The organism is Burkholderia pyrrocinia (genome assembly GCF_018417535.1).
In the GTDB taxonomy this organism is placed as follows: domain Bacteria; phylum Pseudomonadota; class Gammaproteobacteria; order Burkholderiales; family Burkholderiaceae; genus Burkholderia; species Burkholderia pyrrocinia_E.
This window is the reverse complement of the sequence record NZ_CP070977.1, coordinates 1001090-1021972: the sequence shown is the minus strand read 5'-3', so window position 1 is coordinate 1021972 and position 20883 is coordinate 1001090. Positions and strand designations below refer to the sequence as shown.

The following is a 20883-nucleotide window of genomic DNA, read 5'->3' as shown; positions in this document are numbered from 1 at the left end:
CCGCGAACCCGCTTCCCCGTCAGTCCGGCGCGCGCCCCAGCACCACGCGTGCGAAAAATCCCGCCAGCACGGCCTCGGCCGTCTCGGCCGACACGTGCTGCGGATCGGCCGTGTAAAACGACTGCACGCCGTCGCACAGACACATCAGGCCGAACGCGAGCGTCTCGGCCGGCAACAGCAGCGGCGTGCCCGCGCGCTCGGCGAAGCGCTGGATGAATTCGGCCATCTGCAGCCGTTTGCCGTGCAGGAACTGGTTGAAGCGCACGCGAAACTTCGCGTCGCGCGCCGCCTGCAGCTTCGCCTCGCCCCACAGCAGCGAATATTCGTCGTCGCGAAACAGCGTCCGGTAGTACGCGAGCGCCATCGACTCCATCTGCTCGCGCGGGCCGCCATCTTCGAAGATCGCTTCGAAATCGGCCCGCACCGAATCATGGTCGCGCGCGAGCAGTTCGAGCAGCAGTTCCGACTTGCTGCGGAAATTCGAATAGAACGCGCCGCGTGTATAGCCGGCCGCCGCCGCGATGTCCTCGACGCTCGCGGCAACATAGCCTTTCTTCATAAAAATCCGGTGCGCGGCATTCAGCAGACGTTCGCGCGTCTGGTCCCTGCTCTGCTCGCGGGTTAAGCGCTGTGGTTTCATGCCGCGCAGTCTAGCACTCTTCCGCTTTCGGATTCATTTTTGCATTCGAATACAGGTGTGTATTAGAATGCACCACAGTTTCCGAAGATGCTGCCCGCCGGTGCGTTCCTGCCGGCTTCGTTCCGCTCCACCTCACCTGGGGGTTTCGTGAATCGCTCCGGTTCCCGCGCCGCGCTGCTGATCGGCGTCGCGCTCTTCGTCGCCGCCTGTCACCCGAAAGAATCCGCGCCGCCCGCGCCGCGCCCCGTCGTCGCGCTGCCCGCGCATGCCGACGACGCCGCGGTCGCGCGCACGCTGCCTGGCGAGATCCAGCCGCGTTACGCCACGCCGCTGTCATTCCGCATCGCCGGCAAGATCGTCGAGCGCAAGGTGCGGCTCGGCGATACGGTCAAGGTCGGTCAGGTCGTCGCGCTGCTCGATCCGTCCGACGTCGAGAAAAATGCCGCGAGCGCGCAGGCGCAGCTCGATGCCGCGACCCACAGCCTCGCGTTCGCGAAGCAGCAGCTCGACCGCGATCGCGCGCAGGCGCACGAAAACCTGATCGCGACCGCGCAGCTCGAGCAGACCCAGAACAGCTACACGTCGGCGCTCGCGCAGCGCGACCAGGCGCAGCAGCAGCTCGCGCTCGCGAAAAACCAGCTCCGCTACGCGACGCTCGTCGCCGATCATGCGGGCTACATCACCGCCGAACAGGCCGACACCGGCCAGAACGTGTCGGCCGGCCAGGCCGTCTACCAGCTCGCGTGGTCCGGCGACGTCGACGTCGTCAGCGACGTGCCCGAGGCCGCGCTCGCGTCGCTCGCGCCCGGCCATGCGGCAACCGTCACGCTGCCGTCGCTGCCGGGCCGCCCGTTCGCCGCGAAGGTGCGCGAAATCGCGCCGGCCGCCGATCCGCAAAGCCGCACGTATCGCGTGAAGCTCACGCTCGCCGCGCCCGATCCGGCGATCCGCCTCGGGATGACCGCGAGCGTCGCGTTCGACGGCGCGCCGGCCGCCGGCGACGCGCCGCCGATCACGCTGCCCGCGACCGCGCTGTTCCACGACGGCGCGCATCCGGCCGTGTGGGTCGTGCGCACGAAGGACGACACGCTCGAATTGCGCCGCGTCGACGTCGCACGCTTCAACGAGCGCACCGTCACCGTGTCGCACGGGCTGCAGCCGGGCGAGCGCGTCGTGCTGCAGGGCGTGCACACGGTCAGCGCGGGCGAGAAGGTGCGCCCGATCGCGCCGCTGCATCCGGAGGACTTCGCATCGTGAGCGCCACCCGCGAAGAAGGCCGGTTCAATCTGTCGGCATGGGCGCTGCGCCACCAGGCGCTCGTCGTCTACCTGATCGCGCTCGCGACGCTCGCGGGCATCCTCGCGTATACGCGGCTCGCGCAGTCCGAAGACCCGCCGTTCACGTTCCGCGTGATGGTGATCCGCACGTTCTGGCCCGGCGCGACCGCACGGCAGGTGCAGGAGCAGGTGACCGACCGGATCGGCCGCAAGCTGCAGGAAACGCCGGCCATCGACTTCCTGCGCAGCTATTCGCGCCCCGGCGAATCGCTGATCTTCTTCACGATGAAGGATTCGGCGCCCGTGAAGGACGTGCCCGAGACCTGGTACCAGATCCGCAAGAAGGTCGGCGACATCGGCCATACGCTGCCGCCCGGCGTGCAGGGCCCGTTCTTCAACGACGAATTCGGCGACGTCTACACCAACATCTGGACGCTCGAAGGCGACGGCTTCACGCCCGCGCAGCTGCACGACTACGCGGACCAGTTGCGCACCGTGCTGCTGCGCGTGCCGGGTATCGGCAAGGTCGACTATTTCGGCGACCCCGACCAGCGGATCTTCATCGAGGTCAACAACGCGCAGCTCACGCGCCTCGGCATCTCGCCGCAGCAGCTCGGGCAGGCGATCAACGCGCAGAACGACATCTCGTCGGCCGGCGTGCTGACGACCGCCGACGATCGCGTGTTCGTGCGGCCGAGCGGCCAGTTCGACAACGTCAACGCGATCGCCGATACGCTGATCCGCATCAACGGCCGCACGTTCCGGCTCGGCGATCTCGCGACGGTGAAGCGCGGCTACGACGATCCGACCGTCACGCAGATGCGTGCGGGCGGGAAAGCCGTGCTCGGCATCGGCGTCACGATGCAGCCGGGCGGCGACGTGATCCGGCTCGGCAAGGCACTCGACGCCGAATCGAAGGACCTGCAGGCGCAGTTGCCGGCCGGCCTCAAGCTGGTCGAGGTGTCGAGCATGCCGCATGCGGTCGCGCATTCGGTCGACGATTTCCTCGAAGCCGTCGCCGAAGCCATCGCGATCGTGCTGGTCGTGAGCCTCGTGTCGCTCGGCCTGCGCACCGGGATGGTCGTCGTGATCTCGATTCCGGTCGTGCTCGCGGTGACGGCCCTCTTCATGTACCTGTTCGACATCGGGCTGCACAAGGTGTCGCTCGGCACCCTCGTGCTCGCGCTCGGGCTGCTCGTCGACGACGCGATCATCGCGGTCGAGATGATGGCCGTGAAGCTCGAACAGGGCTACACCCGCGCGCGCGCCGCCGCATTCGCATACACCAGCACCGCGTTCCCGATGCTGACGGGCACGCTCGTCACGGTGTCGGGCTTCCTGCCGATCGCGCTCGCGAAATCGAGCACCGGCGAATACACGCGCTCGATCTTCGAGGTGTCGGCGATCGCGCTGATCGCGTCGTGGTTCGCGGCCGTCGTGCTGATCCCGCTGCTGGGCTTCCACATGCTGCCCGAGCGCAAGCGGCACGCGCACGAAGCGCACCTGCCCGACGACCACGAGCACGATATCTACGACACGCGCTTCTACCGGCGGCTGCGCGGCTGGATCGACTGGTGCATCGAGCGGCGCTTCGTCGTGCTGCTGATCACCGGCGCCCTCTTCGTCGTATCGCTGATGGGCTTCTCGCTGGTGCCGCAGCAGTTCTTCCCGAGCTCCGACCGGCCCGAGCTGCTGGTCGACCTGCGGCTGCCCGAGGGTGCGTCGTTCGCGGCAACGCTGCGCGAAACCGAACGCCTCGAGAAGGCGATCGACAAGCGCCCCGAGATCGATCATTCGGTGAACTTCGTCGGCAGCGGCGCGCCGCGTTTCTATCTGCCGCTCGACCAGCAGTTGCAACTGCCGAACTTCGCGCAGTTCGTGATCACCGCGAAATCGGTCGAGGATCGCGAGAAACTCGCAACCTGGCTCGAAACCACGCTGCGCGACCGCTTCCCGGCCGTGCGCTGGCGGCTGTCGCGGCTCGAGAACGGCCCGCCGGTCGGTTATCCGGTGCAGTTCCGCGTGAGCGGCGACAACATTGCGACGGTTCGCTCGATCGCCGAGAAGGTCGCGGCGACGATGCGCGGCGATGCGCGGACGGTCAACGTGCAGTTCGACTGGGACGAGCCGGCCGAGCGCTCGGTGCGCTTCGAGATCGACCAGAAGAAGGCGCGCGAGCTGAACGTCACGTCGCAGGACGTGTCTAGCTTCCTCGCGATGACGCTGTCCGGCACGACCGTCACGCAGTACCGCGAGCGCGACAAGCTGATCGCGGTCGACCTGCGCGCGCCGCAGGCCGACCGCGTCGATCCGGCGAAGCTCGCGGGCCTCGCGCTGCCGACGCCGAACGGGCCGGTGCCGCTCGGTTCGCTGGGCCGCTTCGAGCCGACGCTCGAATACGGCGTCGTGTGGGAACGCGACCGCCAGCCGACCATCACCGTGCAGTCGGACGTGCGCGCCGGCGCACAGGGCATCGACGTCACGCATGCGGTCGACGCGAAGCTGAACGCGCTGCGCGCGCAGTTGCCGGTCGGCTATCAGATCAACATCGGCGGTTCGGTCGAGGAAAGCGCGAAGGCGCAGAACTCGATCAACGCGCAGATGCCGCTGATGGCGATCGCGGTGTTCACGCTGCTGATGATCCAGTTGCAGAGCTTCTCGCGCGTGCTGATGGTCGTGCTGACCGCGCCGCTCGGGCTGATCGGCGTGGTCGCCACGCTGCTGCTGTTCGGGCAGCCGTTCGGCTTCGTCGCGATGCTCGGCGTGATCGCGATGTTCGGGATCATCATGCGCAATTCGGTGATCCTCGTCGACCAGATCGAGCAGGACATCGCGGTCGGCCACGGCCGCGTCGACGCGATCATCGGCGCGACCGTGCGGCGCTTCCGCCCAATCACGCTGACGGCCGCAGCCGCCGTGCTCGCGCTGATCCCGCTGCTGCGCTCGAACTTCTTCGGGCCGATGGCGACCGCGCTGATGGGCGGTATCACGAGCGCCACGGTGCTGACGCTGTTCTACCTGCCTGCGCTGTACGCGACGTGGTTCCGCGTGAAGCGCGACGAACGCGACCCGCAGGACGGCCCGCCGCAAGGCGGCAGCACGCCGGCCGCGCCGTCGGGAGCCTGACCATGGATGTATCGATGAACCTGAAAACCCAAGCCGTGCGGGCGCTCGCGGCCGCGAGCCTCGCCGGCCCGCTGGCCGGCTGCGCGTGGTTCGCGCCGAGCGGCGAGCCGCCCGCGATGCCGTCGCCCGCGCATTACGGCGCCGCGCCGCAAGTCGAACAGACCGTGTCCGCGCAAGGCGTCGCGCAGCAGTTCGAGGTCGGCGCGCAGCCGGTGCCCGACTGGTGGAAGCAGTACCGCTCCGATTCGCTGAACGCGCTCGTCGACGAAGGGCTGCGCAACAGCCCGACGCTCGGCGCGGCGTCGCATTCGCTGGATGCCGCGCGCGAGCAACTGCGCGGGCAGATCGGCAGTTCGATGCTGCCGTCGATCGACGCGGTCGGCCAGGCCACGCGCCAGCGTGCGCTCGGCGTGCCGATTCCCGCGCTCGGCGCGTCGACGCTGCTGTACGACACGTTCGTCGGGCAACTGCAGGCGAGCTACACGGTCGACCTGTTCGGCGTCTCGCGCTTCGCGAACCGCGCGCTCGCGAAACGCGTCGACGTCAGCGCGTTCCAGCTCGAATCCGCGCGGCGCGCGCTGGCCGCGAACATCGTCACCGCATCGATCACGGTGTCGGTGCTCAACGCGCAAATCGACACGACCGAGCGGCTCGTCGCGCTCGCGAACGACCAGGCGCACGACGCCGAACGCCGCTACGCACTCGGCTCGGCGTCGCGCAGCGACGCGCTGAACGCGCGGCAAAGCGCCGACACGTTCGCGGCGAGCCTGCCCGCGCTGCGCCAGCAGCGCGATTCGGCGCGCCACGCGCTCGCGGTGCTGGTCGGCCGCACGCCCGACCGGCCGCCGGCCGATCTCACGCTCGCCGATCTGCACCTGCCCGAGCAGGTGCCCGTCGTCGTGCCGTCGGACCTGCTGCAAAGCCGCCCGGACATCCAGGCGGCCGACGCGGGACTGAAGGCGGCCGCCGCCGAAGTGGGCGTCGCGACCGCGCAGATGTTCCCGCAACTGTCGCTGTCGGCGGCGATGGGCAAAGGCGGCTTCAGCTGGCCGACGATGCTGTCGGGCGCCGGTGCAATCTGGAACGTCGGCGCGTCGCTCAGCCAGCCGATCTTCCACGGCGGCGCGCTGCTCGCGCAACGCCGCGCGGCGAAGGCGACCTACGAGGCCGCGGTCGACCAGTACAAGCAGGCCGTGCTCGGCGCGTTCCAGAACGTCGCCGATTCGCTCGCGGCGCTCGAGCACGATGCCCAGGCGCTCGACGCGTCGTCCCGCGCGGCGCTGTCCGCACGCGGCGCGTACGACGACGCGGCCGCCCGCGTGCGGCTCGGCGCGCTGGCGCCGTCGGCCGCGCGCGCCAGCGAACTGCAGTACCGCAATGCGCGGCTCGACGAGATCCGCGCGACCGGCGCACGGTTCGCGGATACCGCGCGGCTTTATCAAGCGATGGGCACGCCGCCGGCCGACAAGGCCGGCAAAACCGACAAGGCAGCCGGCGACGGCGCAACCGGCAAGCAAGCGCGCGCCGCCACGCCCGACACCGCGCCTTCGCCGCAATAAGCCGGCCCACCGATCGGGCGCGCGACGCGCATCCCTGCGCGCGCCCGATTGCCGATCTTCCGCTTGACCCTCACGTAGCGTAACGTTCGAGACTCCAGTGTGCGTACCGAACGGAGGAACGAATGCGACTGAAAGTGGGAGAGCTGGCGAAACGCAGCGGGCTGACCGTCCGCACGCTTCATCACTATCACGCGATCGGTCTGCTGACGCCTTCGGCACGCGCCGACAACGGCTACCGGCTGTACGACCGCCACGACATCGCCCGGCTCCACCAGATCCAGGCGCTGCGTCGCTTCGGAATGTCGCTCACCGAAATCGGCGACTACCTGAACCAGCCCGGCACCCCGCTCGTCGATCTCGTCGCGAAGCAGATCGCGCTGCTCGACCGTCAGCTCGCGCAGACCGCGCAGTTGCGTGCGCGACTCCTGAACCTGCACGCGCAGCTCGCCGCGGGCACGGAGCCGGAACTGGCCGATTGGCTCACCACACTGGAGTTGATGACCGTGTACGACAAATACTTTTCCGAGGAAGAACTCGCGCGCATGCCGATGTACCGCAAGAGCCAGACGGGCGACGCGGAATGGATCGCGCTCGTCGGCGACGTGCGCGCGCTGTACGACGCGGGCGTGCCGCCCGAGGACGAGCGCGCCCGCGCGCTCGCCGGCCGCTGGATGACGCTGCTCGTGCGCGACACGAACAACGACCCGCGTCTGCTGGCGAAGCTGAACCTGATGCACGAGCACGAACCGGCGATGCAGTCGAAGATCGGCATTTCGACCGCGCTGCGCGACTATGTGCTGCGCGCGACCGCCGAGACGAAGATGCGGATCTTCGAGAAGTATCTCGCGCCGGACGAGATCCGCTTCATGCGGGCGCACTACGGCGAACGCGCGATGGATTGGCCGCAACTGATGGCCGACGTGCGCGACGCGATCGACGCGGGCACGAAGCCCGATGCGCCGGAAGGCCGCGCGCTCGCGCAGCGCTGGCTCGAGCTGTTCTGCAGCTATGCGGGCCACGACCCGGCCACGCATGCGAAATTCCGTCACGCGATGATGAACGAGCCGGCGCTGACGAAGGATGCGTGGGTCGACGATACGCTGCTCGGTTTCATCCGCGACGCGATGGTGCAGTTGGCGCCTGCGCGCTGATTGCGTGATGCCCGGGCGGTGCGTGGCGGTTTCGCGCGCCGCCCGGGCGGGCCGTCACGGTAGCCGGCAGCCGGTCCGGCCGACGGCCGATCGCGCAACGAGACCGCCGCGCAACCCGCGCACACGCACCACGGTTCGAGCCGCACGCTTCACCACTTGCAGCCCGTATCGCGAACCGCATCCAGCGCGAGCATCGGCAGCGCAAGCAAGCCTGCGCCCGAATATGCGCTTCGGCAATCGGCGCGACGCGCCCCCGACATTCCGCCTGCCAGCTTTTCGTCGACCGAATTGCGGCGTGACGCCGGGGGTCCGGACGATGCGCCCAACGCGCCGATCGCCGCGGCCGCTGGACTGTGCGGCGTCGCGCGCCGCGCGCCGCGCGCCAATCGTCGCCAGATCGCTCCCCCAGTCGAGCTCGGGCATTGACGCACGCTCCGACCGGCTTTCGCGCTGATCCGGCGTGCGGGCTGCGCGCGCCGTCCTTTGCGTGTCCGACGCGCGCGGCATTTCGGAAAGCGAACGTGTCGCGATGCGCGGCGTCGCCGCAGCGCCGGAGCGGCGCGCCGATTCACGCGTGCCGGGTACGCGTGCGTCAGGCGCGGTGCGCCCGTCTGCCTTCGTTGCGCGCGCATGCTCCGGCGTAACCGGAATCAACCGGACGCTCAGCGCGAGCCTGTCCGATTCGTCGATCTTTTTTGCAGCCGGGCCGGCCGCCGTCGGCATCCACTGAAGCGCGAACCATCCAAGCACGTGGACCGATAAAGTGATCACCGCGGCGACGGCAACGATCCCCGACCGGCGACGCCGCGCCGCATCGGCAGTCCGCCGTGGCGGCACGTCAATCCGGCTCGCCGCCACCGTCATCGCTGAACGCGAGCAGGTCGCCGGGCTGGCAATCGAGATAACGGCAGATGGCCTCGAGCGTCGCAAAGCGGATGCCCTTGACCTTCCCCTGCTTGAGCAGCGACAGGTTCTGTTCGGTGATGCCGACCGCCGCCGCGAGATCCTTCGAGCGGACCTTGCGGGTCGCGAGCATCACGTCGAGCTTGACTACGATCGACATGGCGCGCCTCAGACGAACTGCCGATGTTCGGCGTCGAGTTCGCTCGCCTGCCGGAGGATATGCGCGATGACCGCAATACACGCCGCGGTAAACAACGCGACGACGTACGGCATGCTGAAGCCGATGCTGACCACGCGATGGCCGACCGGCTCGCGCATCGTCGTCCACACGCTCAGAAGCGGTTCGCACAACAGGCTCAGCAGCACCCACAGGCCGATCGCGCGGCCCGTCTTGCCGAGATGGCCGGCCGCCTGCGCGGAGAAATAGTCGCGGCGCGCGTAAGTCCGGAACAGCGCGCGCAGATGGCGCAGGCCGTTCGCGAGCGCGACGAGCGGCACGCTCGACAGCAGGATGCCGACCGCCTTTTGCCACCACGGGAATGCGGCGACATCAACGCGCAGGTTCGACATCACCGAGTCCGTGAGGCCGAATACGAAACCGGGCCCTGTGTCGGCCGCGCTCAGCGACGGAAACGCCCAGCAAGCGGCGTTGAGCACCAGCATCGCGACGATGAACCACAGCGTGACGGCGGCCATGCGCTGGCTGATACGGGCAATGCGATCGGAATGCATGCGATGTCCTCGACGGAGAATGAACGTGCGTCGATTGTACGCCGATAATTATCGTAAAACGATAATTAATTGTCATTTTTATATGATTTTTTATCGCGCAACGGACGCTTGCCGGTTCGACGAACCCGCTTCGCACGCGCCCAATGGCCGCGCGGCCCTCTACTCATAGTCGTGCACGCTGATCCCGCGCCAATGCGTCGTCATGTAGCGCAGAAATGCGGCATGAGCCTTCAGGTCCGCATTCGGCACGGGGGCCGCGCCGCCGTCCATGAACTTGCCCTTGACCGTCACGGTTTCCTCGCCGCGCAGCACGTACTTCGTGCCGTTGTCGACCAGGAAGTACTTGACCTGATCGGCGCTGACGTCGCCGCGGCAGCCGATCCTGTACGCGAACAGGAACTGCTTGCGGCCGTTGCCGAGCAGGTCGCGCATTTCGATCGACGCGGGCACGACGTCGAGGATCACATCGACCGGGCATTCCTTCACGTAGTCGCGCACCGCCCAGTCGGGCCGACCGTTGAGCGTCGCGGATACCTTGAGCTCGACGTCATCGCCGGATGCGGTTCTGGCGAGCGTCACCGTATGCGCGCCGGCCGCATCGGTCCACGTGTAATCGGCAGCCGGTGCAGGATTGGCCAGCGCAGTGGCGGCGAGAAACAGGCAAGGCGGAAGGAAGGGCTTCTTCTTCATCGACGATGAATTCCGGATAGAACGCGCCATTATCGGCAAAGCCGCCTGCCACCGCCAGTTGCACCCGGCGCCCGCGCCGCTCATCGTTCGCGCGATCCGAGCCCGAGCGCCTTCAACCGCCGGTACAGCGTGCGTTCGCTCATCCCCGTGCGCTCGGCCAGCGCCTTGCGCGTGCCGGTGAATTCTCCGGCAATCCGCGCCAGTTCGGCATCCGTCAGCGCGCCCGCCGCGCCCGCGCCGTCCTGCTGCGTCGAAGCCGCCGCCACGAGTTCGGCCGGCAGATGCTCGACCCGGATCGTCCCGTCGTCCGCGAACAGGCATGCGCGTTCGAGCACGTTGCGCAGCTCGCGGATGTTGCCCGGCCATGCATACGCATCGAGGCACGCACGCGCGCGCTCGGTCAGCACGAACGGTCGCGCGCCCGCATCGCCCGCGTTCGCGCGCGCGTTCGCGATCCGCCGCAGGATCGATTCGGCGAGCAGCGCAACGTCGCCCTGCCGTTCGCGCAGCGCCGGCAACGGAATCGGAAACGCGTTGATCCGGTAGTACAGGTCCTGCCGGAACCGGCCGTCGTCGATCATCTCGCGCAGCGGCTTGTGCGTGGCCGCGACGAGCCGGAAATCGGCGCGCAGCGCCTCGACGCCGCCGACGCGCCGGAACGTGCCCGACTCGATCAGCCGCAGCAGCTTCACCTGCATCGGCAACGGCACGTCGCCGATCTCGTCGAGAAACAGCGTACCGCCCTGCGCGGTCTCGACAAGACCCGGCTTGCGCTGGTTCGCGCCCGTGAACGCGCCCTTCTCGTAACCGAACAGTTCGCTCTCGAACAGCGTCTCGGCGATCCCCGAGCAATCGACGACGACGAACGGCCCCATCGCGCGATCGCTTGCCTCGTGCAGCGCTCGGGCGAACAGTTCCTTGCCGGTGCCCGATTCGCCGAGCAGCAGCACCGGCAACATCGACGGCGCGACGCGCTGCAGCGCGCCGAGTGCCGCGTTGAACGCGTCGGCGCCGCCGACGAGCCCTTCCGCGCTCGGCTGCGCGGATGCGCTGCGTACCGTCGTCAACCGCTCGACATACGCGATCACGTTGCCGTCCGCATCGAAGATCGGCCGCAGTTCGACGTCGACGTGTTCGGGGCCGCGCGGCGTGTGATGGATGTGCAGCACGCGGTTCAGCCCGCGCGATTCGAGCGCCTGCTTCATCGGGCAATGCTCGCCGGCCTGGTCGCACGGCACGTCGTAGTGATGCGAGACCCGGAAGCAATGCCGCCCCACGTGCTCGACGCCCGCGACGCCGAACTGGCGCCGGTACGCATCGTTCGCCGCGAGGATGCGGTAGTCCGGATCGACGACGATCATCGGCTGCGGGTCCTGCTCGAGATACGCGACGAGCGCGCGGACGTCGGGCATGACGTCGCGGTGCGGCGCGGGAACGATCGGGATGGTGTCGTGCGGATTCATGCGGACGCTCGGTGACGGTTCTGCCGGGCGGACTGCCAGGCTGGCTGCCAATTCTGCCACGGCACTGCCAGATATGGCAGTCCAGATGCTCGACCGGCTGCGGCCAACGCCTGGATATCGTGGCTGCCGCGCCGAAAATCCGAGCCGAATCAAGTCTCTGGCACTTCGATCAGTGCCGCTACATAGGTTGGCACGCTTCTTGAGTTACAGATCCCGATTGCAGATGCAGAACCCGATCGAGGACACCCCGTGAGCAACGCCCCCACGCTGTCGGTCGAGGGCTTTTTCGACCCGGCGACCCACACCGTCAGCTATCTCCTGCTCGATACCGCGAGCCGCGCGTGCGCGCTGGTCGACAGCGTGCTCGACTACGACCCGAAATCCGGCCGCACGCGCACCGCGAGCGCCGACCGGCTGATCGCCCGCGTCGCCGAACTCGGCGCGACCGTGCGCTGGCTGCTGGAGACGCACGTGCACGCCGACCACCTGTCGGCGGCGCCGTACCTGAAGACGCAGGTCGGCGGCCTGATCGCGATCGGTTCGCACGTGCGCCGCGTACAGCACGTCTTCGGCACGCTGTTCAACGCGGGCCCCGGCTTCGCGGAGGACGGCCGCCAGTTCGACCGGCTCGTCGACGACGGCGACACGCTCGCGCTCGGCGCGCTGACGATCCGCGCGCTGCACACGCCGGGTCACACGCCCGCGTGCATGACCTACTGCGTCGACGACGCGACGCAGCGCGCGGCGTTCGTCGGCGACACGCTGTTCATGCCCGACTACGGCACGGCCCGCTGCGACTTCCCGGGCGGCGACGCGCGCATGCTGTACCGCTCGATCGCGCGCGTGCTCGCGCTGCCGCCCGACACGCACCTGTACCTGTGCCACGACTACCAGCCGGGCGGCCGCGACGTGCAGTTCGTGACGACCGTCGCCGAGCAGCGCCGCGCGAACGTGCACGTGAAGGACGGCGTGACCGAGGACGATTTCGTCGCGATGCGCACCGCGCGCGATGCGACGCTCGCCATGCCGGTGCTGATGCTGCCGTCCGTGCAGGTCAACATGCGCGCCGGCCACCTGCCCGAGCCCGAAAACAATGGCGTGCGCTACCTGAAGATCCCGCTCGACGCGATCTGAGCGCCAGCGCCCCAACCGAGAACCCCGACATGACCACCATTCGCAAGCTGACCGACGCGCTGTCGGTCTCGCCGCAGATCGCGGCGGCCGACCTGCCCGCGCTTCACGCGGCAGGCATCCGCGCGATCGTCTGCAACCGGCCCGACGGCGAAGGCCCCGACCAGCCGACCGTCACCGAGATCCGCGCGGCCGCCGCGCCGCTCGGCATCGACGTGCATTACCTGCCGGTCGATACGGGCAAGGTGACCGACGACCAGGCCGCGCAGTTCGGCGCGCTCGTCGCGTCGCTCGACGGCCCGGTGCTCGCGTATTGCCGCAGCGGCACGCGTTCAGCCACGCTGTGGGCGCTGTCGCAAGCGGGCCTGCGCCCGCTGAACGACATCGTCGCGACGGCCGGCGCGGCCGGCTACGACCTGCGTGCGCTCGCATCGCGCGTCACGCAAGGCGGCCGGCAGGCGGCGCCGGCCGTCGACGCGCGGCACGACATCGTGATCGTCGGCGCGGGCGCGGCCGGTATCGCGGTCGCATCGAGCCTGCTCGCGCGCGATGCGTCGCTCGACATCGCGGTGATCGATCCGGCCGACGTCCACTACTACCAGCCGGGCTGGACGATGGTCGGCGCGGGCGTATTCCGGCCCGAGACGACCGCGCGCAGGATGACCGACGTGCTGCCGCGCGGCGTGCACCGGATCCAGGCCGCCGTCGCGGGCTTCGAGCCCGACGCGCACACGGTCGTGCTCGACGACTGCCGGCGCATCGGTTACCGCAAGCTCGTCGTGTGCCCGGGGCTCAAGCTCGACTGGCACGCCATTGAAGGCCTCGCCGACACGCTCGGCAGCAACGGCGTCACGTCGAACTACCGCTACGATCTCGCGCCGTATACGTGGGAGCTCGTCCGCGCGTTCCGCGGCGGCCATGCGCTCTTCACGCAGCCGCCGATGCCGATCAAGTGCGCGGGCGCGCCGCAAAAGGCGATGTACCTGTCGTGCGACCACTGGCGGCGCGCGGGGCGCCTCGAAGCCGCGAACGTCGAGTTCCTGAATGCGGGCGGCGCGCTGTTCGGCGTTGCCGACTACGTGCCCGCACTGATGGAGTATGTGAAAAGCTACGACATCGCGCTGTCGTTCGGCCATAACCTCGTCGCGATCGACGGGCCCGCGCGCCGTGCGACATTCGCGCGCGCGCTGCCGGACGGCGGCAACGAAACCGTCGTGCGTTCGTTCGACATGATCCACGTCGTGCCGCCGCAGAAGGCACCCGACTTCGTGCGTTCGAGCCCGCTCGCCGACGCAGCCGGCTGGATCGACGTCGATCCGGCGACGCTGCGGCACAAGCACTTTCCGGACATCTACGCGCTCGGCGACGCCACCAACACGACCAATGCGAAGACGGCCGCGGCTGCCCGCAAGCAGGCGCCCGTCGTCGCGCACAACCTGCTCGCATCGCTCGGCCGCGCGCACGGCGACGCCGCGTACGACGGCTACGGCTCATGCCCGCTCACCGTCGAGCGCGGCAAGATCGTGCTCGCCGAGTTCCTGTACGGCGGCAAGGTCGCGCCGACCTTCCCCGCATGGCTGATCGACGGCAAGCGCCCGTCGCGGCTCGCGTGGCTGCTCAAGGAACGCGTGCTGCCGCCGCTTTACTGGAAGGCGATGCTCAAGGGCCGCGAATGGCTCGCGAAGCCCGCGATCGCAGGTTGACCGGAGCCCGATGACGTCATGCTGATTTCCCTCGTACTGGGCGGCTTCGTCGGCGCCGTGCTCGGCCTGACCGGCGCCGGCGGCGGCATTCTCGCGGTGCCCGCGCTCGTCGTCGGCATGGGCTGGCCGATGCAGCAGGCCACGCCCGTCGCACTCGTCGCGGTGGCCGGCAGTGCCGCGCTCGGCGCGCTCGAAGGCTTTCGCCGCGGGCTCGTGCGCTATCGCGCGGCGCTGCTGATGGCCGTGGCCGGCGTGCCGCTGACCACGCTCGGCGTGCGGCTCGCGCACGTGCTGCCGCAGCGCCTGCTGCTCACGCTGTTCGCGCTGACGATGCTGGTCGTCGCCGGCCGCTTGCTGCGGCAGGCGCTGCGGCAGGCACCCATCGACGCGGACGCGTCGCCGCTGTGCGTCGGCCGCGTGAATCCCGATACGGGCCGTCTCGTGTGGTCCTGGCCGGTCGGCTTCGCGCTTGCGTCGACCGGCGCGGTAACGGGACTGATGACGGGGCTGCTCGGCGTCGGCGGCGGCTTCGTGATCGTGCCGATGCTGCGCAAGTTTACGAACGTGTCGATGCACGGTGTCGTCGCGACGTCGCTGATGGTGATCGCGCTGGTCGGCACCGGCGGCATGTTCGCGACCCTCGTGTCGGGCACGCGCGCGCCGCTCGACGTGACGCTGTGGTTCACCGTCGCGACCGCGCTCGGCATGGCCGCCGGCCGCGGCGCATCGCGGCACCTTGCCGCGCGACACGTGCAGGCCGGCTTCGCGGCCGTGCTCGTATTCGTCGCGCTCGGGTTGCTTGCGAAGGCGGCGTTCGGCGCTTGAGCCGCCGGCGGCTGCAGGTACGCGCCGCCAAACAAAACGCCCGGCCCGACTCATCGTCGGCACCGGGCGTTTTTAGTTGCAGTTGCAGTTGTAACCGCAGCGGGCGTCAGGTCGCGAACCCCGCCAGCCGCTTGCGCTCCTGGCGCAGCATCACGAAGTTCGCGATCACGACGCCGGCCGTCACCGCGACGATGAACAGCGTCGCGAGCGCGTTCATTTCCGGGTTCAGCCCGAGACGCACGCGCGAGAACACGACGAGCGGCAGCGTCGTCGAGCCGGGGCCCGACAGGAACGCCGACAACACGAGGTCGTCGATCGACAGCGTGAACGACAGCAGCCAGCCCGCGATCAATGCCTGCGAGATCAGCGGCAGCGTGATCGTGAAGAACACCTTCAGCGGCGTCGCGCCGAGATCGAGCGCGGCTTCTTCGAGCGACGGATTCAGCTCGCGCACGCGCGACTGCACGATGATCGCGACATACGAGATGCACAGCATCACGTGGCCGAGCCAGATCGTGAAGACGCCACGCTCGGCCGGCCAGCCGATCCACTTCGCCAGTTCGATGAACAGCAGCAGCAGCGAGATCCCCTGGATCACCTCGGGAATCACGAGCGGCGCGTTGATCATCCCGCTGAACAGCGCGAAGCCGCGAAAGCGCCCCATCCGCGCGAGCACGAAGCCGGCCCACGTGCCGATGAACACCGACGCGAACGCGGTCAGCACGCCGATCCTCAGCGACAGCCACGCGGCCGTCAGCAGCTCGTCGTCCTCGACGAGCGCCGAGTACCAGCGGAACGAGAAGCCCGACCACACGGTGACGAGCTTCGACTCGTTGAACGAATAGACGATCAGGCTGAGGATCGGGATGTACAGGAACGCGAAACCGGCAAACAGCGCCGCGAACTGCAGGTAACGATTCGGCTTCATCGGCGGGCCTCCTGCTCCTTCGCCTGGAAGTGCTGGAACATCGCCATCGGCACGAGCAGCAGCAGCACCATCGCGCAGGTCACCGCCGACGCCATCGGCCAGTCTGCGTTGTTGAAGAACTCATTCCACATCACGCGGCCGATCATCAGCGTGTTCGCGCCGCCGAGCAGTTCCGGGATCACGTACTCGCCGACCGCCGGGATGAACACGAGCAGGCAGCCCGCGATGATCCCGTTCTTCGACAGCGGCAGCGTGATCTGCACGAACGCCTTCCACGGTTTCGCGCCGAGGTCGTACGCGGCCTCGAGCAGGCGCAGGTCCATCTTCACGAGGTGCGCGTAGAGCGGCATCACGAGGAACGGCAGGTACGAATACACCATCCCGATGTACACCGCGTAGTTCGTGCGGTACAGCTCGATCGGCGTATGGGTCAGGCCGATCCACATCAGGAAGTTGTTCAGCAGGCCGTTGTTCTTCAGGATGCCGATCCACGCATACACGCGGATCAGGAACGACGTCCAGAACGGCAGCATCACGCCCATCATCAGCAGGTTGCGGGTCGCCGGGTTCGAGCGCGCGATGTAGTACGCCATCGGATAGCCGATCAGCAGACACAGCAGCGTCGTGACCGCGGCCACCCACACCGAGTTCACGTAGGTCGCGAAATACAGGCTGTCGGTGAACAGGAACGCGTAGTGCGACAGGTTCAGCGCGACGTGCACGACACCGTCCGCGTACGACGCGAGCTCCGTGTACGGCGGGATGCCGAGCTGCAGCTCCGCGAAGCTGATCTTGACGACCAGCACGAACGGTACGAGGAAGAACAGCACGAGCCACGTGAACGGCCCGGCGACGACCGCCGTGGCGCCCGTCAGGTTGAAGCGCCGCACCGGCCACTCGAGCAGGGACTTGAACGCGCTCATGACGTCAGCACCACGCCCGCGGTCGCGCTCCAGCGCACGTAGATCTCGTCGCCGAGCGCCGGCGTGTCGAGCTCGGAAATCGCGAGGCTCGATACGTTCGCGATCACCGTCTTGCCCGCGTCGAGCTTCACGTGATACAGCGAATAACCGCCCATGTACGCGACGTTGCTGATCCTGCCGCGCGCCCAGTTGAACGCGCCTTCGGGCGGCTTGCGCGTGAGCGCGATCCGCTCGGGGCGCACCGACACCGTGACCGGCATCCCGAGCGGGCCCGAGATCCCGTGGCTCACGTACAGCCGGCTCGGCAGTTCCGGCGATTCGATGTACACGTGATCGGGTTCGTCCTCGACGGTCACGCCGTCGAACAGGTTCGTCGAGCCGATGAACTCGGCCGAGAAGCGGCTGTTCGGATATTCGTAGACTTCGTTCGGCGAGCCGATCTGCACGATCTGCCCTTCGCTCATCACCGCGAGGCGGTTCGCCATCGTCATCGCTTCTTCCTGGTCGTGCGTGACCATCATGCAGGTGACGCCGACCTTGTTCAGGATGTTGACGAGCTCGATCTGCGTGCGCTGGCGGATCTGCTTGTCGAGCGCGGACATCGGCTCGTCGAGCAGCAACAGCTTCGGGCGCTTGACCAGCGAACGCGCGAGCGCGACGCGCTGCTGCTGGCCGCCGGAGAGCTGATGCGGCTTGCGCTTCGCGTACTTGCTCATCTGCACGAGTTCGAGCGCCGACGCGACGCGCTCCTTCAGCTCGGCCTTCGGCGTGCCTTCCTGCTTGAGGCCGAACGCGACGTTCGACTCGACCGACATGTGCGGGAACAGCGCATACGACTGGAACATCATGTTCACGGGCCGCTTGTACGGCGGCATCTGCGCGAGGTCCTCGCCGTCGATCAGGATCTTGCCCGACGTGACCGTCTCGAGGCCCGCGAGCATCCGCAGCAACGTCGACTTGCCGCAGCCCGAGCTGCCGAGCAGCGCGAACAGCTCGCCCTGGCGCACGGTCAGGTTGACGCTGCGCACGGCTTCGGTGTCGCCGAATTTCTTCACGACGTCGACGATCTGGACAAAATTCTCGGCGCGCGCATCGGCGCCGGAGGAGAAAACGGAGGACGGTGCGCCCGCGACCGGCGCACCCGACTGGCTATTCATGATGTGCTGCTTCTCTCCTGCGTTTGAACGAACAAAGCCCCCGGGGGCACCAGGGGCTTCATGACTGCTGGCTCACTTCGGCTCGCGTCAGCGGCCCGACTTCAGCTCGGTCCACAGACGCGTCTGCAGGCGCTGGATTTCAGGCGGCAGCGGCTTGAGCAGGAACAGCGTCTTCACGACATCGGCCGGCGGGTAGACGGCCGGGTCGTTCGCGACGTCGGGCCGCACGTACTTGCGTGCCTCGGCGTTGGCGCTCGGGTAGTACACCGCGTTCGTGATCGCCGCGTGCACCTTCGGATCCTCGATGTAGTTGATCCACTGCAGCGCGGCGTCCTTGTTCTTCGCGTCCTTCGGGATCGCCATCACGTCGAACCACACCGGCGCGCCGCCCTTCGGAATGTAGTACTCGACCTTGTACGGCTTCTTCGCCTCGATCGCGCGATGCTTCGCGATCACGACGTCGCCCGACCAGCCGAACGCGAAGCAGATGTCGCCGCCGACCAGGTCGTTGATGTAGCCGGACGAGTTGAATTGCGTGATGTACGGGCGGATCTTCTTCAGCACTTCCATCGCGGCCTTGTAGTCGGCCGGGTTCGTGCTCATCGGATCCTTGCCGATGTAGTGCAGCGCAGCCGCGAACATCTGGTCGGGCGCGTCGAGCACCGACACGCCGCAGGTCTTCAGCTTCGCGAGGTTTTCCGGCTTGAACAGGATGTCCCAGTTGTCGAGCGGCACCTTGCCGAGCGCCTGCTGCGCCTTCGTCAGGTTGTACGCGAGACCCGTCGTGCCGTACGCCCAGGGCACCGAGTACTTGTTGCCCGGGTCCGCGCCGGCGACAAGCGCCATCAGTTGCGGATCGAGGTACTTGAGATTCGGCAGCTTCGACTTGTCGAGCGGCGCGAAGATGCCGGCGGCGATCTGCTTGCCCGCGTAGTTGCTGGTCGGCACGACGATGTCGTAGCCCGAGCTGCCCGTCAGCAGCTTCGCCTGCAGCGTGTCGTCGCTGTCGTAGTTGTCGTAGCGGACCTTGACGCCCGCCTGCTTCTCGAAGTTCGGGATCGTGTCCTTCGCAATGTAGTCCGACCAGTTATAGATATTGAGCTGCGTATCCTTCGCCGCTGCCGCCGATGCACCCACGCACAGCGCGAGCGCTGCGAACCGGCCCACTACCTTTGCTTTCATCCCGTTCTCCCTCCGGCCGGACCGTTTGTCCGGCTGCCTTCTGCCTCGTCACGGCGGTGAATTCTGGCGCTCCGCCCCTCGAAAACCCCGAAAACTACCACCATTCGCGCTCCGTCACAAAAAAATCATGCCGGTGTCGCGCAAACGGAACAGAATACCGCTGCCGGCCAGTCAGGCCGCCCGTGCAGCCGGGTATTCCGAGGGGAATTCTATCGGGTAATCGGCGGCTGTCCACCGGGAAAAACAGGCTGCGGCGAAACCGCGTTCGCCGGCCGCGCGAGTCGCGCGTCCAACGGTTGCGCACACCGCCGTTTCACCGGTGAAATCGCGGCGCGCTTCGCGCACAGTCGCCTGGCGTCAGGCGCCTGGCGGGCAATCCCGTCGGCCAGCCATTGCCGTGCTGCCGTGCCGGACCGACCGGCCGCCCTGTCATGACGCTGCGCCGGTACGGCACACCGGCCGCACCCGCCGGGCCGATCGGCCGCGATGCATTAAAATGACGGCTGACGATTCAACTGCGCGAACCCTCCCGATGGCCTCCAATCTTCACGACCTGCCCGACAGCCCCTGCATCGGCGTGTGCTCGACCCTCTTCGACGAAGTCTGCAAGGGCTGCGGCCGCACGGCCGCCGAAGTGTCGAACTGGGTGTTCCTGAGCGACGACGAAAAGCGCGCGGTGTGGGAGCGCATCACGCGCGAAGGCACCGCGATGCGCTTCCAGTACGACAAGCTGTAAATCCGCCGCGCAAAAAAAAGCGGCATGCCGACCGCCATGCCGCCAACCCCAACTCTGTTCTTTCCTGCTGCGTCTAGAACTTCATCCCGACGCCCACGCCGACGATCAGCGGATCGATGTGCAGCGTGCCGATGCCCTTGTCGCCGAGCGTCGCATCGGTGCTCATCCAGATCTTCTTCACGTCGACGTTCATGAACACCTTCTTCGTCACCTGCACGTCGATGCCGAACTGCAGTGCGGGACCGAAGCTGCTCTTGTTGATCGACACGCCCTGCCCGCCGACGTTGAGCCCGTTGTTGTAGAAGTACGTGTAGTTCAACCCCGCGCCGACGTACGGACGCACCTTGCCGGCATGGTTGAAGTGGTACTGCAGCAGCAGCGTCGGCGGCAGCACGCCCACGCCGCCGAGGTTGCCGAGGCTCGACGTCAACTGGTGCCGCGACGTGCCGAGGATCAGCTCGACGCCGAGGTAGTCGCGGATCATGTACGTGAAGTCGAGCTCGGGCACGATCGCGTTGTTCACGCCGACGTTGAGCGCGCCCAGCGTGTCGCTCGCGCGCTCGTTCGGCTGGATGCTGATCGCGCGCAGGCGAACCAGTACGTCACCCTGGTTGATGCCGTCGCCCGGCGACGCCGCGTGCGACAGCGACGGCATCGCGACGAGGCTTGCCGCGACGGCGGCAGCGGTGACACAAGTTCGAATCGTTTTATGCATGGTACGGACCCCCAAAGAATGGTTTCCATTCTCCCTGCAGGG

Annotated in this window: 19 protein-coding genes; 8 read left to right on the top strand and 11 right to left on the bottom strand. The window is 67.8% G+C overall.

Annotated elements, in window-relative coordinates; all coding sequences use genetic code 11:
* Positions 1-19: 19 nt before the first annotated feature.
* Positions 20-640 carry a TetR/AcrR family transcriptional regulator gene (locus tag JYG32_RS04835; protein WP_174381815.1) on the bottom strand — a complete coding sequence of 207 codons (621 nt, stop codon included), beginning with the start codon at positions 638-640 and terminating at the stop codon, positions 20-22.
* A gap of 147 nt (positions 641-787) precedes the next feature.
* Between JYG32_RS04835 and JYG32_RS04830 the strand changes: the two genes are divergently transcribed.
* The 4 genes from JYG32_RS04830 (at position 788) to JYG32_RS04815 (ending at position 7753) form a co-directional block, all read left to right on the top strand.
* Positions 788-1897 carry an efflux RND transporter periplasmic adaptor subunit gene (locus tag JYG32_RS04830; protein ID WP_174381816.1) on the top strand — a complete coding sequence of 370 codons (1110 nt, stop codon included), beginning with the start codon at positions 788-790 and terminating at the stop codon, positions 1895-1897.
* On the top strand, positions 1894-5043 hold the full coding sequence (locus tag JYG32_RS04825; RefSeq protein WP_213264833.1) for an efflux RND transporter permease subunit: 3150 nt from the start codon (positions 1894-1896) through the stop codon (positions 5041-5043). The genes JYG32_RS04830 and JYG32_RS04825 overlap by 4 nt, the downstream gene beginning before the upstream one ends.
* Before the next feature lie 2 nt (positions 5044-5045).
* Complete coding sequence (locus tag JYG32_RS04820) at positions 5046-6602, top strand: efflux transporter outer membrane subunit (RefSeq protein WP_213264832.1); 1557 nt, start codon at positions 5046-5048, stop codon at positions 6600-6602.
* A gap of 122 nt (positions 6603-6724) precedes the next feature.
* The gene (locus JYG32_RS04815; RefSeq protein ID WP_213264831.1) at positions 6725-7753 is read left to right on the top strand and encodes a MerR family transcriptional regulator; all 1029 of its coding nucleotides are present in this window, start codon (positions 6725-6727) and stop codon (positions 7751-7753) included.
* 54 nt (positions 7754-7807) lie between these two features.
* On the opposite strand, the gene JYG32_RS04810 is transcribed toward JYG32_RS04815, so the two are convergent.
* The 5 genes from JYG32_RS04810 to JYG32_RS04790 all read right to left on the bottom strand — a co-directional run bounded on the left by JYG32_RS04810 (position 7808) and on the right by JYG32_RS04790 (position 11541).
* Positions 7808-8617, bottom strand: coding sequence for a hypothetical protein (locus JYG32_RS04810; RefSeq protein WP_249744588.1), 810 nt, complete (start codon positions 8615-8617; stop codon positions 7808-7810).
* The gene (locus tag JYG32_RS04805) at positions 8592-8816 is read right to left on the bottom strand and encodes a helix-turn-helix domain-containing protein (protein ID WP_048250941.1); all 225 of its coding nucleotides are present in this window, start codon (positions 8814-8816) and stop codon (positions 8592-8594) included. The genes JYG32_RS04810 and JYG32_RS04805 overlap by 26 nt, the downstream gene beginning before the upstream one ends.
* A gap of 8 nt (positions 8817-8824) precedes the next feature.
* Positions 8825-9388 (bottom strand): DUF2975 domain-containing protein, encoded by a 564-nt coding sequence (locus JYG32_RS04800; RefSeq protein ID WP_174381822.1) that lies wholly within the window; start codon positions 9386-9388, stop codon positions 8825-8827.
* 159 nt (positions 9389-9547) lie between these two features.
* Positions 9548-10078 (bottom strand): M949_RS01915 family surface polysaccharide biosynthesis protein, encoded by a 531-nt coding sequence (locus JYG32_RS04795; RefSeq protein WP_174381823.1) that lies wholly within the window; start codon positions 10076-10078, stop codon positions 9548-9550.
* A gap of 80 nt (positions 10079-10158) precedes the next feature.
* Positions 10159-11541 (bottom strand): sigma-54 interaction domain-containing protein, encoded by a 1383-nt coding sequence (locus tag JYG32_RS04790; RefSeq protein WP_213264830.1) that lies wholly within the window; start codon positions 11539-11541, stop codon positions 10159-10161.
* A 249-nt stretch (positions 11542-11790) separates the two neighbouring features.
* On the opposite strand from JYG32_RS04790, the gene JYG32_RS04785 reads away from it, so the two are divergent.
* Genes JYG32_RS04785 through JYG32_RS04775 form a run of 3 tightly spaced genes read left to right on the top strand, consistent with a single transcriptional unit; the run spans position 11791 to position 15200 of the window.
* Positions 11791-12675, top strand: a complete 885-nt coding sequence (locus JYG32_RS04785) for an MBL fold metallo-hydrolase (protein WP_174381825.1) — start codon at positions 11791-11793, stop codon at positions 12673-12675.
* A gap of 29 nt (positions 12676-12704) precedes the next feature.
* Positions 12705-14375 carry a bifunctional protein tyrosine phosphatase family protein/NAD(P)/FAD-dependent oxidoreductase gene (locus JYG32_RS04780; RefSeq protein WP_213264829.1) on the top strand — a complete coding sequence of 557 codons (1671 nt, stop codon included), beginning with the start codon at positions 12705-12707 and terminating at the stop codon, positions 14373-14375.
* A gap of 18 nt (positions 14376-14393) precedes the next feature.
* Positions 14394-15200, top strand: coding sequence for a sulfite exporter TauE/SafE family protein (locus JYG32_RS04775; RefSeq protein ID WP_213264828.1), 807 nt, complete (start codon positions 14394-14396; stop codon positions 15198-15200).
* Between the two features lie 106 nt (positions 15201-15306).
* On the opposite strand, the gene JYG32_RS04770 is transcribed toward JYG32_RS04775, so the two are convergent.
* The 4 genes from JYG32_RS04770 to JYG32_RS04755 all read right to left on the bottom strand — a co-directional run bounded on the left by JYG32_RS04770 (position 15307) and on the right by JYG32_RS04755 (position 19390).
* Complete coding sequence (locus JYG32_RS04770) at positions 15307-16128, bottom strand: ABC transporter permease subunit (RefSeq protein ID WP_174381828.1); 822 nt, start codon at positions 16126-16128, stop codon at positions 15307-15309.
* Complete coding sequence (locus tag JYG32_RS04765) at positions 16125-17051, bottom strand: ABC transporter permease subunit (protein WP_072441279.1); 927 nt, start codon at positions 17049-17051, stop codon at positions 16125-16127. Before JYG32_RS04765 ends, JYG32_RS04770 begins: the two co-directional genes overlap by 4 nt.
* Entirely contained in the window at positions 17048-18208 is a 1161-nt protein-coding gene (locus tag JYG32_RS04760; protein ID WP_174381829.1) for an ABC transporter ATP-binding protein, read from the bottom strand. Before JYG32_RS04760 ends, JYG32_RS04765 begins: the two co-directional genes overlap by 4 nt.
* A gap of 87 nt (positions 18209-18295) precedes the next feature.
* Positions 18296-19390 carry a polyamine ABC transporter substrate-binding protein gene (locus JYG32_RS04755; protein ID WP_174381830.1) on the bottom strand — a complete coding sequence of 365 codons (1095 nt, stop codon included), beginning with the start codon at positions 19388-19390 and terminating at the stop codon, positions 18296-18298.
* 532 nt (positions 19391-19922) lie between these two features.
* Here JYG32_RS04755 and JYG32_RS04750 point away from each other — a divergent pair.
* On the top strand, positions 19923-20126 hold the full coding sequence (locus tag JYG32_RS04750) for a DUF1289 domain-containing protein (protein ID WP_006493160.1): 204 nt from the start codon (positions 19923-19925) through the stop codon (positions 20124-20126).
* A 73-nt stretch (positions 20127-20199) separates the two neighbouring features.
* Here the strand turns inward: JYG32_RS04750 and JYG32_RS04745 are convergent, their stop codons facing one another.
* Entirely contained in the window at positions 20200-20841 is a 642-nt protein-coding gene (locus JYG32_RS04745; protein WP_174381831.1) for an OmpW/AlkL family protein, read from the bottom strand.
* Positions 20842-20883 lie beyond the last annotated feature (42 nt).